At 65.6% G+C, this 13,457-nt stretch carries 11 protein-coding genes; 6 read left to right on the top strand and 5 right to left on the bottom strand.

What is annotated here, in order from left to right:
• Nucleotides 1–56: 56 nt before the first annotated feature.
• Together ACT17R_RS03630 and ACT17R_RS03625 are read left to right on the top strand one after the other, a co-directional pair.
• Nucleotides 57–542: a copper chaperone PCu(A)C gene (locus ACT17R_RS03630; RefSeq protein WP_186402646.1), complete on the top strand. Its 486-nt coding sequence runs from the start codon at nt 57–59 to the stop codon at nt 540–542.
• On the top strand, nt 529–1,155 hold the full coding sequence (locus ACT17R_RS03625; protein ID WP_444809004.1) for an SCO family protein: 627 nt from the start codon (nt 529–531) through the stop codon (nt 1,153–1,155). Before ACT17R_RS03630 ends, ACT17R_RS03625 begins: the two co-directional genes overlap by 14 nt.
• A gap of 39 nt (nt 1,156–1,194) precedes the next feature.
• Here the strand turns inward: ACT17R_RS03625 and ACT17R_RS03620 are convergent, their stop codons facing one another.
• Nucleotides 1,195–3,006: a diguanylate cyclase gene (locus ACT17R_RS03620; protein WP_186402648.1), complete on the bottom strand. Its 1,812-nt coding sequence runs from the start codon at nt 3,004–3,006 to the stop codon at nt 1,195–1,197.
• Nucleotides 3,007–3,139: 133 nt separating this feature from the next.
• Between ACT17R_RS03620 and ACT17R_RS03615 the strand changes: the two genes are divergently transcribed.
• The gene (locus tag ACT17R_RS03615; protein ID WP_444809003.1) at nt 3,140–4,363 is read left to right on the top strand and encodes an NAD(P)/FAD-dependent oxidoreductase; all 1,224 of its coding nucleotides are present in this window, start codon (nt 3,140–3,142) and stop codon (nt 4,361–4,363) included.
• Between the two features lie 3 nt (nt 4,364–4,366).
• Here ACT17R_RS03615 and ACT17R_RS03610 read toward each other — a convergent pair whose 3' ends face one another.
• Nucleotides 4,367–5,029, bottom strand: a complete 663-nt coding sequence (locus ACT17R_RS03610) for a DUF4126 domain-containing protein (protein WP_260834078.1) — start codon at nt 5,027–5,029, stop codon at nt 4,367–4,369.
• A 92-nt stretch (nt 5,030–5,121) separates the two neighbouring features.
• Between ACT17R_RS03610 and ACT17R_RS03605 the strand changes: the two genes are divergently transcribed.
• Together ACT17R_RS03605 and ACT17R_RS03600 are read left to right on the top strand one after the other, a co-directional pair.
• Nucleotides 5,122–5,913 carry an NUDIX hydrolase gene (locus ACT17R_RS03605; protein ID WP_186402650.1) on the top strand — a complete coding sequence of 264 codons (792 nt, stop codon included), beginning with the start codon at nt 5,122–5,124 and terminating at the stop codon, nt 5,911–5,913.
• 73 nt (nt 5,914–5,986) lie between these two features.
• Complete coding sequence (locus tag ACT17R_RS03600) at nt 5,987–6,322, top strand: hypothetical protein (RefSeq protein ID WP_202988360.1); 336 nt, start codon at nt 5,987–5,989, stop codon at nt 6,320–6,322.
• Between the two features lie 125 nt (nt 6,323–6,447).
• Here the strand turns inward: ACT17R_RS03600 and ACT17R_RS03595 are convergent, their stop codons facing one another.
• Nucleotides 6,448–7,308, bottom strand: coding sequence for a carbon-nitrogen hydrolase family protein (locus tag ACT17R_RS03595; RefSeq protein WP_186402651.1), 861 nt, complete (start codon nt 7,306–7,308; stop codon nt 6,448–6,450).
• An 85-nt stretch (nt 7,309–7,393) separates the two neighbouring features.
• Between ACT17R_RS03595 and ACT17R_RS03590 the strand changes: the two genes are divergently transcribed.
• Nucleotides 7,394–10,336 (top strand): M16 family metallopeptidase, encoded by a 2,943-nt coding sequence (locus ACT17R_RS03590; RefSeq protein ID WP_186402652.1) that lies wholly within the window; start codon nt 7,394–7,396, stop codon nt 10,334–10,336.
• Here ACT17R_RS03590 and ACT17R_RS03585 read toward each other — a convergent pair whose 3' ends face one another.
• A complete protein-coding gene (locus tag ACT17R_RS03585; RefSeq protein ID WP_186402653.1) occupies nt 10,337–12,112 on the bottom strand; it encodes a cation:proton antiporter domain-containing protein in 1,776 nt (591 codons plus the stop codon).
• Between the two features lie 78 nt (nt 12,113–12,190).
• Nucleotides 12,191–13,405: an NADP-dependent isocitrate dehydrogenase gene (locus ACT17R_RS03580; protein WP_062900589.1), complete on the bottom strand. Its 1,215-nt coding sequence runs from the start codon at nt 13,403–13,405 to the stop codon at nt 12,191–12,193.
• Between the last annotated feature and the right edge of the window lie 52 nt (nt 13,406–13,457).

The following is a 13,457-nucleotide window of genomic DNA, read 5'->3' as shown; positions in this document are numbered from 1 at the left end:
AACTGGGCCGCCGCGCATCCCGCGCCGACATTATTTTTCCAACAGGAGATCGTTCGATGAAATCTTCAATCCGCATCATGTTCGCGGCAACGGCGCTGGTCGCCGCGCCGCCGCTGCTCGCGCACGGCGTCACCGCCGGCGCGCTCGCCATCGGCCACCCCTGGTCGCGCGAAACCGCGCCGGGGCAAAAGGCCGGCGGCGGCTTTCTGACCATAACGAACAAGGGTAAATCGGAGGACCGGCTCCTCTCGGTGACTTCGCCCGCCGCCGCCGACGTCCAGATCCACATGATGAAGGTCGAGGACGGGGTGATGCGGATGCGCCAGGTCACCGGCGGCCTCGCCATCCCGGCGGGTGGCACGCTCGAACTCAAGCCCGGCGGCTATCACATCATGTTCATGGGGCTCAAAAAGCCGTTCAAGCAGGGCGACATGATCCCCGCGACGCTGGTCTTCGCGCGGCAGGGGAAGGTCGCGGTGCGCTTCAAGGTGCAACCGATCGCATCGACCGCACCGATGGAGGGCGGTCATGGCGGACATTGAGGGCGGCACCCCGCCGATGGTCGTCGTTCGCCGCATCCTGTGGGTGCTCGTCGCGGTCGCCGCGGTCTTCGGCGTCATATTGGCGGTTGGCGGCGGGGACGGCAGCAAGAGCACGTCGGCCGCCTCCGCCGGCGCCGCGATCGGCGGCCCGTTCACGCTCACCGCGGCCAATGGCTCGACGCTCACCGACCGGACGCTGAAGGGCCGGCCCTTCGCGATCTTCTTCGGTTTCACCCGCTGCCCCGACGTCTGCCCGACCAGCCTCGCGCGCATGGCGCAGCTTCGCGAGCAGCTCGATCCCGACGGGATGAAGTTCGATATCGTCTTCGTATCGGTCGATCCGCAGCACGATCGACCCGCCGACATCGGCAGCTATGTCGCGCTGTTCAAGACGCCGATCATCGGGGCGACCGGAACCGATGCCCAGCTTGCCCAAATCCAGAAGGAATATGGCGTCTATGTCCGCAAGGTACCGATCGAGGGCGGCGACTATACGGTCGATCACACCGCCGCCATCTATCTGATGGACAAGGACGGCCGCTTCGTCACCACCATCGACTATCACGAGAATGACAAGACGGCGCTCGAAAAGCTGAAGCGCATCATTGCCTGATCCTGGGTTCGGCGGGCCGCGTCCTTGCGGCGCGGCCCGTCAGACCGCGGCGAAGGAATCGCGCTGCTGCGCCACCTCGACCCGGTCGCGGCCCATCGCCTTCGCGCGCAGCAAGGCGGCGTCGGCGGTGCGGACCAGCCGGTCGGGCGGGCAGTGCAGCGGGGTGATCGCAACGCCGATCGAAACCGTAACCGGCCCCATATTCCCGGCCTCCGATCCCAGCGCCAGCGCGGCGACGCGGGTACGGATTTCCTCGGCGCGCTCGGCCGCCGCTTCGACCGACAGGCCGGGGAGCAGCAGCATGAACTCCTCGCCGCCATAACGGAACGCCAGACCGGCATCGCGCGTCACGCCCGCCAGCACCTTGCCGACTTCGCGCAGCACCATGTCGCCCGCGTCGTGGCCGTGGACGTCGTTGAAGCGCTTGAAATGATCGACGTCGATCATCAGGCAGCCCAGATCCTGTCCCAGCCGTTCGGCTTGCGCGATCTGGATGCCGAGCAGCTGGTCGAGCTGACGGCGGTTCGACAGGCCGGTCAGCGGGTCGGCGAGCGCCATTTCGCGCAGCGTTTCGCGCAATTGCAGATTGGCGATCGCCAGCCCGATATTCTCCGCCAGCATATCGAGATAGATTTCGGGGCCGGACAGCGCGCCGGGGTTGCCCGCCGGCGCTTCGAAATAAAGGAGGCCCAGCGTCTCGCGCTGCGCGGTAAGCGGCAGGCACAGCGTGTCGACGGGCGCCGCGGCATCGCTGCGGTCGACATGGTCGCATGGCACATCGACATTGTCGCCCGCGGGACGGTGCGGCAGCCCGCGGCGCAGCGCCCAGCAGGCGAGCGCCGAAAATTCGGCGCGCGAATGGCCGGGGTTTTGCCAGCCGCACGCCTCGACTACCATGTTGCGCTGGCGGTCGAGCAGATAGAGGCGCCCGGCAAGCCCCGGCGTGATTTCGGGGACGAAGCGCTGCACGACGTCTTTCAGGTCGTCCATCGTGTCGCAACCCTGCAACCGCTGCGTCATCCGCGACAACAGGTCGCGCATCGCGCGGTCGGCGTCGCGTTCGCTTTCCAGCCTTTGCCGTTCCAACCCGTTTTCGCGGAAAATGCGGATCGCCTGCGCCATGTCGCCGATCTCGTCGACCTGGTCGAAGGCGGGCGGCTCGGCGGCGAAGTCCTGCGCCGCCAGCCGGTTGACCACGTCGCTCAGCTTGACGACCGGGCGCAATACCCTTTGCTTGAAGACGAAATAGAGCACGCACAGCACCAGCAACGCGGTCAGCGCCAGCGTGATCTCCGAAATGCCCTTCCACAGCCGCGCCACCTCGGTCGCGGAATTGACCTGCGACTGGACCCGCGCATCTAGCCGGTCGCGAAAGCGCTTGAGTTCGAGTTCGGCGCGGTCGAGCTGGCGTTCATATTCGGCGCCGAACAGCAGTTGCCGTGCTTTCGCTTCGTCGCCGCCTTCGTGCGCGGCGACCGCCGCGCGCTGTTCGTCGTGAAGCAGATCGGCCAGCCGCACCGCATCGGCCAGCGCTTCGATCTCGCCGGTCGATGCCCCGGCGTCGCCGATATGCGAAATGCGCTCCTCGACAGATTTGAGCGCCGCCTCTTCGGAACGATAGCCGACAAGATAGGTCGGATCGCCGGTGTTCACATATTGTCGCGCCCGGTCGCTCAGCAGGAAGGCATCTTCCTCCAGCGTCGCGGTCGCCTGATCGAGCCGGTATCGCTGCTCGACCGCCGCCCGTTCGCGGTCGGTCGCGTTCGAGGCCAGCAGCATCGTCGCGCTCGACGCGATCGTCAGCACGACCGTCGCGGCATAGGCCCAGTTGGTGATTGTCGCCAAACGCATGCTGCCCCCCTAATAGGATCGCTTCCATTGTGAAATGTTAATGCGATGATCGGGTGAGCCCGCGCTTGCACAGGCGCGCCGTGCGTGTCACGGGGCGCGCAGCGCGAGCAGCGATCCGGGAGATGGGCGGACCATGAACTTCGACGTGTTGATAGTTGGCGGGGGCCACGGGGGCGCGCAGGCGGCAATCATGCTGCGGACGCAGAAGTTTGCCGGGAGCATTGCGATCGTGGGGGAAGAGGCGGAGCTTCCCTATGAGCGGCCGCCCTTGTCGAAGGAATATTTCGCGGGCGAGAAAGAGTTCGAGCGCATCCAGCTGCGCCCCGCCAAATATTGGGACGAGCGCGACGTGACGATGCTGCTCGGCAAGCGCGTCGTGGCGGTCGATCCGGCCGCGCACCGCGTCACCACCGACGGCGGCGAGACCATCGGCTATGGCAAGCTCGTCTGGGCAACCGGCGGCCATCCGCGGATGCTGCCGATCCCCGGCGGCGACCTGCCGGGGGTGCAGGGGGTGCGCACGCGCGCCGATGCCGACGCGATGAAGGCGGCGGCGGAGACCGCGCAGCAGATCGTGGTGATCGGCGGCGGCTATATCGGGCTCGAGGCGGCGGCGGTGCTGACCAAGGCGGGCAAGAAGGTCGTGCTGCTGGAGGCCTTGGACCGCGTGCTTGCGCGGGTCGCGGGCGAGGATCTGTCGCGCTTCTTCGAGAAGGAGCACCGCGATCATGGCGTCGACCTGCGGCTCGGCGCCCAGGTCGCGGCGATCGAGGGCGACACGCATGTCACCGGCGTGCGGCTGGCGGACGGTGCGGTCATTCCTGCCGATCTCGTCATCGTCGGCATCGGCATCGTGCCGGCGGTCGAACCGCTGCTCGCGGCGGGGGCCGAGGGCGGCAACGGCGTGCTGGTCGATCCGCTGTGCCGGACGAGCCTGCCCGACATCTATGCGATCGGCGACTGCGCGGCGCATGCGAACGACTTTGCCGAAGGCGCGGTGATCCGGCTCGAATCGGTTCAGAATGCCAATGATCAGGCGAATGTCGTGGCAAAGGGCATCTGCGGCGCCGAAGCGCCCTATCATGCGATCCCCTGGTTCTGGTCGAACCAATATGACCTCAAGCTCCAGACTGTCGGCCTCTCGACGGACCACGACCAGGCGGTGCTGCGCGGCGATCCCGCCAGCCGCAGCTTCTCGGTCGTCTACCTGAAGGCCGGCAAGGTCATCGCGCTCGACTGCGTCAATGCCACCAAAGACTATGTCCAGGGCCGCATGCTCGTCACCGCCGGCACCACCGCAACCCCCGAGCAGCTCGCCGATGGCGAAACGCCCCTCAAGGAATTGCTCACCGCCTGACGCTCAGACGATGGGCGGTGGGGCGTCTGCGGGGTCGCCGAGCGCGCGTTTGAGCCCGCCTCTGACGCTGCGGAGCAATTTTCGCAGCGCAATGATGACGAGGACAGCGGCGATCAGCAGCAATAGGGTAATGACGATGGCGACCGCGGGAAAGGCGATTACCAGCGCGAGAAGTCCCGTCGTCGCGACGTCTTCGCCGGTTGATACCGCGGCATTGCTATAGGGTTCGGGGCTGATGTTGACCACCGCGCGGGTCGTTGCCTTGGCGCTGTGACTGATGAGCGCGCCGCCGCCGCCGAGGATGAAAGCGATCACCTGCCACGCCGGATCGGCGCTGTCGACGAGCGCGAGCGTCAGCAACGCGCCGCCGAGCGGGCGGACAATACCGTGTACGCTGTCCCAGATGCTGTCGACCCACGCGATCTTGTCGGCCAGAAACTCGGCGAGCGTACCGACTGCGGCGACGCCCATAACCCAGGGGTTCGCCAATATCTGCAGCGCCTGCAAATGTTCGGGCAGCGGCAGCCAGCCGAAATGCATCGCGACGCCGGTCGCCAGGATCGTGAGGTAGAGGCGCCAGCCCGACAACAGGCTGATGCTGCCCGCGACCCCCAATATTTCGGCCAATCCCATTGCCTTGCCTCCGGCCGCGCCAAGATGCGGCATCTTGCACCCTCTTGAATGCCGCGGCAATGGGGCCGTCGTCGCTGGCGGCAATGGCAGATGACAAGCGCGCAAAGCCTAGTTATCGAATTTTCATGACCGATCCCGCGCCACCGCAATCGCCCAAGCTACCCGACGGGGCCATCCCGGCCGCCACGCTCGTCATCATGCGGCCCTCCGGCAACGATGATCCCGACGAGATATTGATGGTCAAACGCGCGAGCAACATGGCGTTCGCGGCGGGGGCGGTGGTCTTTCCCGGCGGTCGCGTCGATCCCGACGATCATCTGGTCGCCGAGCGTTACGGCTTTGGCGAGGATCCGGCCGAAGGCGCGGCGCGGGTCGCTGCGTTGCGCGAAACGCTTGAGGAAACGGGGCTTGGCGTCGGGCTGCCCAACCTTGCCGAACCCGACCTTGCCGATGTTCGCCGCGCGCTTCTGGGCGGCACGTTGCTGTCGGACATATTGGCCGCGCATGGGGCGCCGATCCAGCTCGGCGGGCTGGTGCCCTTTGCGCGCTGGTGCCCCAATTTCAAGGAAGCGCGAACCTTCGACACACGCTTCTATGCCGTTGCGGCGCCGCCGCACGGGCACGAACTGACGGTCGAGGAGGCCGAGCATAGCCACATATTCTGGTCCAGCGCCCGCGATACGCTGACGCTCGCCGATCGCGGCGAGGTGTCGGTCATCTTTCCCACGCGCCGCAACCTCGAACGAATCGCGCAGGCCGACGATTTTGCGGGCTTCGCGCGCCACGCGGAAAATTATCCGGTCGAACTGGTAACGCCGTGGATAGAGGAGCGGGACGGCACCCCGCATCTGTGCATTCCGGGTCATCTGGGCTATCCCGTGACGAGCGAAGCGTTCGAGCAAGTCAGGCGGGGTTAGAATCGCGACCAGCTGCGCAACTTTTGCAATATTTAGCAATTTCCTAACTAGTACCGAAATAGGGAAATGGTGATTGCAATCGACGGCAATTACGCTTAAACCGATCGGGCAGGTCCATGGCGGGGAAGCCATTTCGCGGTGTGGATCGAGACGATATATCCAGTGGACGGAGAATAAGATGAACCTGCTTAAGAAGGCTGCGATCTCCCTCGCGGCGACCTCGATGCTTGCGGCGCCGATCGCCGCTTCGGCTCAGTCGTTCGACTCGGCACGCGCCAATTCGGAACTCAACGGTGAAAGCAAGCTGGAAGGCTCCGGCTGGATCATCGCTGTTGTCGCTCTCGCGGCTATCATCGGCGGTATCATCATCGCTTCGGATAACAACGAAGACAGCCCGACCAGCCCGTAACAGGCTCCGGGTCAAACCGATACCAAAGGGCTCCGGGCTTTGCTCGGAGCCCTTTGTGATTCTGCAGGCTGTCTTCTGCGCGGTGACAGCGCCCGGCCTAGAGCCCCCGGCCTAGAGCCCCTGGCCTAAATCTCTATATTCCGCACCGAGCGCGATCGGGCGAGGGGGATGGCGTCGCGAGCCCGTTTCCACGCCTGCGCATCGATTGCCACGAAGCCGATATCATAGCCCGCGGCGCCGTCATCCTTTTGCAAGCTCACGTCCATCAGCACCGTCCCCCAGGGATCGACGGCGAGGCTGTGGCCAAAGGTCGCGCGCCCGTCGGCGTGCGTTCCCGCTTGCGCCGCCGCAATGACGTGGCAGGCGGTTTCGATTGCCCGGGCGCGGAGCAGCGGGTGCCAATGCGCTTCGCCGGTCGGCACGGTAAAGGCGGCCGGGATCGCGATCAGTTCGGCGCCACCGTCCACAAGGGCGCGATAGAGCTCGGGAAAGCGTAGATCATAACAGATCGAAAGGCCCAGCCGGCCAAGCGGCGTATCGACGAGGACAATCGCGTCACCGCCCGCATAGGCGGCCGACTCGGTCCAGTTCTCGCCCGTCGGAAGGGTCACGTCGAACATGTGGATCTTGTCGTAGCGTGCGCGGATCTCGCCCTTGTCGTCGATTACATGGCTGCGGTTGACGCGGCGCTCGCTGCCGTCGGCGAGCAGGGGCATCGATCCGCTGTGGAGCCAGATATGGTGGCGCCGCGCCATGTCCGCGAGCGTCGCGGGCCACGGGCTGTCGGCCTCGCGCTGCATATGCGCAGCCGATCTTTGCCGGTCGCGGTCGAGCAGCAGCGACATCTCCGGGAAAAAGGCCATCGCTGCGCCTTGGGCTGCGGCGTCAGCCAGCGCGCGGTCGATCGCCTGCAGATTGGCGCCGGGATCGATTCCGCTGGTCATTTGAACGATGGCGGCAACCGGGGCGTGCGGTGGGCGTTGCATGGGTTCTGGCTAGGCGCCTCCTTCGCGAAGGACAAGCTGTGACAGTTCAGTGGCCAGCAAGGTTCGAAAGCGATAAATAGCCGCGATGTCCGTCTCTCCCCCGTCGACTGCGCGTCGATCGCTCTCCCTTTTCCTGCTTCCGGCCTGCGCCAGCGCGCTGGCGCTGCTGATCGCGCCGCTCGCTACGGCGCAAACGACTCCGGCACCGGCGGCCGCATCGACGCTCGCGGGGCAAGCAAGCGACTGGCTTTATGAAGGCAGCGATATTCCGCGCGACGAGGGATGGCGCTTCGGGGTTCTCCCCAATGGCTTGCGCTACGCGGTTCGCAACAATGGCGTGCCACCGGGTCAGGTGTCGATCCGGGTGCGGATGGATGTCGGGTCGATGTTCGAATCGAACAGCGAACGCGGCTTTGCGCATCTGCTCGAACATCTGACATTTCGCGGCTCGTTGCATATTCCCGACGGAGAGACGAAGCGCATCTGGCAGCGTTTCGGTGTCACCTTCGGGAGCGATTCAAATGCGCAAACGACGCCGACGCAGACCGTCTATCAGCTCGATCTGCCCAGCGTCACGCCGACGACGCTCGACGAAAGCATGAAGTTGCTCTCGGGCATGGTGCGCGAACCGCGGATCACCGATGCCGCGGTGACGGCCGAGCGCGGCGTCGTGCTGTCCGAACTGCGCGAACAGGACGGGCCGCAAAAGCGTATCGCCGACGCGACGAGCGGGCATCTGTTCGCCGGGCAATTGCTCGGCGAACGGTCGCCGATCGGGACGACCGCGGCGCTCGGTGCCGCCAGCGCGAAAAGCGTTCAGGCGTTTCACGATCGCTGGTATCGTCCCGACCGCGCCGTCGTCGTGATGGTCGGCGATGGCGACCCCGCACAGTTCGCCGCGCTGATCGGCAAATATTTCGGGGACTGGAAGGAGTCCGGACCGAACCCGGCGCAGCCCGATTTTGGCAAGCCCGATCCGTCGCAACCGGTCGCGAAGGAAATCGTCGAGGCAAACCAGCCGCTCGCGCTGACGCTCGCGATGATCCGGCCGTGGAAAAAGCGCATCGACACCGTCGAAAACACGCGGCGGCTTTATCTCGAATATCTCGCGCAGGCGCTCGTCAATCGCCGATTGGAAAATCGCGCGCGCAGCGGCGGCAGCTATCTGGTTGCCACCGTCAGCCAGGATTATGTCAGCCGCAGTGCCGATGTCACCTCGGCCGAAATCGTGCCGCTCGGCGACTGGAAGGCCGCGCTTGCCGACGTGCGCGGGGTTATCGCCGATGCCGTCCAGACCCCGCCGTCGCAGGCCGACATCGACCGCGAAGCGAACGAGATCGAGGCTTTTCTGCGCAAGGAACTGGAAAATGCGCCCAACGAGCCAGGATCGCGCCTCGCCGACGACATGGTCCGCGCGGTCGATATCGGCGAAACGGTGACGAGCCCCAAGGGGCAGGTCGATATGTTCGCCGCGATCCGCGCGTCGGCGACGCCGCAGGTGATGCTCGACATCAGCCGGGCGATTTTCGCGGCGCCCGTCACGCGGCTCGTGCTGACGACGCCGACGCCGATCGAAGGCGGCGACAAGGCGTTGCTGGCCGCGCTTGCCGCGCCCGTCACCGCGCGCGACGATCGCGTCGCGGCGGCCAAGGTCGATTTCAGCCAGCTTCCCGCGCTGGGGCATCCCGGCACGATCGAATCCGAAACGCCGCTCCCCGGCCTGCATGTCCAGCGTCTCGAATTCGCCAATGGCGTGACCGCGCTGGTGGCCGACAACAAGGTCGAACCCGGCAAGGTGCGCGTCAACGTCCGCTTCGGCAGCGGCAATCGCAGCGTCGCGGGGAACGCACCCAATCTGCTGTGGACCGGCGATTATGCGTTGATGGCAAGCGGTGTCGGTCCGTGGGGCCAGAACGAGCTCGACCAGGCAACCAACGGTCGCCAGATCCAGATGGGCTTCGATATCGACGACGACGCCTTTGAGATGACCGCAGAGAGCAACCCCGCCGATCTGCGCGATCAGCTGCGCCTCATGGCGACCAAGCTCGCGGCGCCGCGCTGGGATGCCTCGCCGATCGAGCGGCTGCGCGTTGGCCTGCTGACCGGTTTCGACCTCAATGACGCGACGCCCAATGCGGTACTCGACCGCAATCTGCGCGGCTGGCTGGCGGGCGGCGACACGCGCTGGGCGCCGCCGTCGCGCGCCGCGATCGAAGGGCTTACGCCCGCCGCCTTCCGCGCTTTCTGGGAACCGCGCCTCAAGAGCGGCCCGATCGAGGTCCAGATATTCGGCGATCTCGAATCGGTCGATTACAAGCAGTTGCTTGCCGAAAGTTTCGGAGCGCTTGCGCCGCGCCAGCCGCTCGCACCGGCGGGCGGGCAGAGCGTCGCCTTCGCGCAGCATAATGCAAAGCCGTTCGTTGCCTATCATACCGGCGACAAGGGGCAGGCGGCGGCGATGATCGCCTGGCCGACGAGCGGCGGGATCGACAATATGCGCGATGCGCGGGCGATGGATGTGCTCGCTGCGATCTTCAACGACCGCCTGTTCGACCGGCTGCGCGCCGAACAGGGCGCAAGCTATGGCCCGGTCGTCGACAGCCATTGGCCGACGGGTTTCGAAAAGAGCGGCGGCTATCTGCTGGTCGGCAGCCTGCTGGCGCCGAAGGACGTTAACCGGCTCTATAGCATCGCCGACGACATTGCCGCCGATCTCGTCGCGCGGCCCGTCAGCGCCGACGAACTCGCGCGCAATGCCGGGCCGATCCGCGAACAGGTCGCGCGCGCGACGACCGGCAATCTCTACTGGATGTATCTGCTCGAGGGCGCGACGCGCGATCCGCGCTATATCAAGGCGGCGATGGCGATCGAGGACGATGTGACCAATATCAGCGCCGCCGATATTCAGCGTCTGGCGCGGCAATATCTGGTGCCGGGGCGGAAATGGTCGCTGGCGGTGCTGCCGAAGGGAATGACGCTGGCGCAGGCGGCGGCGCTCGATGGCGGGGCGATCGGCGGCGGCAAATAGTCAGGCGCTGCCTTCGGGGCGGCGCAGCTTGCGGATGCGCGGTTCGTCGGCGAGCTCGCCCTTGGTCATGATGTCGTGGCGCATGCGCGCCCGGACATCGTGGATCGAGGCGATGACGGGGCCCATCGCAACGCCCAGATCGACCAGCACCGCTTCGGCGAGTTGCAGCGAGCTTTCGAGCGTTTCGGGCACTGCGTCGGTGGCGCCGGCCCGATAGAGCGCCGCGGCATGATCGGCGTCGCGCGCGCGGCTGATGATCGGCAGCTCGGGATATTTCTGGCGAAGCTGGCGCGTCATGCGCAATTGCTGCACCGGATCGTCCATCGTCAGCACGATCGCGTCGGCATTTTCGATCCCCATCCGGTCGAGGCTGCCCGGGCGCGCCACATCGGCGAAACGGACCGAAAAACCGTCGCGCCTCGCAGCCGCGACGGTGTCGATATCGGCGTCGACCGCGACATAGGGTCGCTGATGTTCGCGCAGCAATTCGGCGACGGTGCGCCCGACGCGGCCGAAGCCGACGACGACGGTACGGCCTTCGGGCGTTTCTTCTTCCTGCGCGTCGCCGCTGCGCATCTCTATCCGGCGCGCGACATCGTGGCCCACGCGGGCGAGGAGCGGCGTGATCGTCAGGCCGATTGCGGTGACGAGCTGCCAGAATTCGGCGGTGGTGCGGCTGATGAGCTGCGCCTGAAGCGCCGTTGCAAGGACGATCAGCGTCGTTTCCGACGGGCTGGCCATCAGCAATCCGACCTCGGCCGCCGTGCCGCGCCGCGCGGCGCCCGAAAAGCGCAGCAGCGCCGCGGTCACGATCGATTTGATCAAGACCACGCCGACTACGGCGGCGATCAGCTCGGGCCATTGCGCCGCGATCGTCTTGAGGTTGAGCCCCATGCCGACGCTGATCAGGAACACGCCGAGCGCGAGGCCTTTGAACGGCGCCGTGATTGCTTCGACTTCGCTATGATATTCGGTCTCGGCGATCATCAGGCCGGCCAGCAGCGCGCCGACGATCGGCGACAGGCCGACCGCGGCGGTCGCCAGCGCCGCGACGATCACGACCAGCAGGCTCGCCGCCAGAAACAGCTCGGGATCCTTTGCGCGCGCGGCCTGCGCGAAGATGCGCGGCAGCAGGAACCAGCCCGCGACCGCGAGGATCGCCACGACCAGCGCGCCCTGCCACAGCGTCGTCAGCATAAGCTCGGTATTGTCGCTCGCCGCGATGGGGGACAGCGCGCCGAGAACGAAGATGATCGGGACGATCGCCAGATCCTCGAACAGCAACATCGCAAAGGAAGCGCGGCCGACGGCCGATTTGGTGCCCGCGATCGGCAGCACCAGCGCCGTCGATGAGAGGGCGAGGGCGATGCCGAGGCCATAGGCCGCGGCGGTCGAATGATCGCCCAGCAGGAACAGCGCCGTGCCCAGTATCGCGCCGCCCAGCAACAGTTCGGCAGCCCCGATGCCGAAGACCAGCTTGCGCAGCTGCCACAGGCGTCGGAACGACAGTTCGAGCCCGATCGAAAAGAGCAGCAGGATGATGCCGAATTCGCCGAACAGCGCGATGTCTTCGCTCGAAGCGATGGTGATGTGCCGCAGCCACGGATAATCGGCGGCGAGCGCCCCGAGCCCCGATGGCCCGACGAGCAGCCCGACGAGAATGAACCCGATCACCGGCGAGATGCGAAAGCGCGCAAAGGCCGGGATGACGATTCCCGCCGCCCCCAGCACCACCAGCGCGTTGCCGATAGCCGATGTGTCCTGTTCACTTACCATAAGGGCCGACCTTATGCAGGCCGGCCCCGATTGGCTAGATGCCTATCCCAACCTTTTCGGTTGTTTAAGCCCGCTGGCTCAGGAGCCCATCTTCTTTTCGAGATTTTCGACGATTGCTTCGAAGAAGCCCTCGGTGGTCAGCCAGTTCTGATCGGGACCGATCAGCAGCGCCAGATCCTTGGTCATCTTGCCGCTTTCGACGGTTTCGATGCACACACGCTCAAGGTCTTCGGCAAACTTCGTCACCTCGGGCGTGCCGTCGAGCTTGCCGCGATGCTTGAGCCCGCCGGTCCAGGCAAAGATCGACGCGATCGGGTTCGTCGAGGTCGCCTTGCCCTGCTGGTGCATGCGGTAATGGCGGGTGACGGTGCCGTGCGCGGCTTCGGATTCCACGGTCTGGCCGTCGGGCGTCATCAGCACGCTGGTCATCAGGCCGAGCGAGCCGAAGCCCTGTGCCACCGTGTCCGACTGGACGTCGCCGTCGTAATTCTTGCAGGCCCAGACGAACTTGCCCGACCATTTGAGGGCCGAGGCGACCATGTCGTCGATCAGGCGATGCTCGTAAATGATGCCGGCTGCTTCGAATTTGGCCTTGAATTCGTTCTGATAGACTTCCTCGAACAGATCCTTGAAGCGGCCGTCATAGGCCTTCAGGATCGTGTTCTTGGTCGACAGATAGACGGGCCAGCCGCGCGCTAGGCCATAATTCATGCTGGCGCGCGCGAAATCGCGGATCGAATCGTCGAGATTGTACATCGCCATCGCGACGCCCGACGAGGGGAACTGGAACACTTCCTCGTCGATGATCGTGCCGTCCTCGCCTTCGAACACCAGGCGCAGCTTGCCGGGGCCGGGGACGCGATAGTCGGTGGCGCGATACTGATCGCCGAAGGCGTGACGGCCGACAACGATCGGGTCGGTCCAGCCGGGGACAAGCCGCGGGACATTCTTGATGACGATCGGTTCGCGGAACACGACGCCGCCCAGGATGTTGCGGATCGTGCCGTTGGGCGACTTCCACATCTTCTTCAGGCCGAATTCCTCGACGCGCGCTTCGTCGGGGGTGATCGTCGCGCACTTCACGCCGACGCCATATTTCTTGATCGCGTTGGCGGCTTCGACGGTGATCTTGTCGTCGGTGCGATCGCGTTCCTCGATGCCGAGGTCGTAATAATGCAGGTCGACGTCGAGATAGGGCAGGATCAGCCGTTCGCGAATCCACTGCCAGATGATCCGCGTCATTTCGTCGCCGTCGAGTTCGACGACCGGGTTGACTACCTTGATCTTGCCCATGCTGCTGCCTTTTCCTTGGGGAGTCGAATTGCAGGGGGCCTTAGGCAAAGCC

The sequence above is a fragment of the Sphingopyxis sp. Q841 genome, assembly GCF_052384365.1.
GTDB lineage: Bacteria > Pseudomonadota > Alphaproteobacteria > Sphingomonadales > Sphingomonadaceae > Sphingopyxis > Sphingopyxis terrae_A.
The sequence above is the reverse complement of the archived record's forward strand: the minus strand, read 5'-3'. Positions and strand labels throughout refer to the sequence as shown.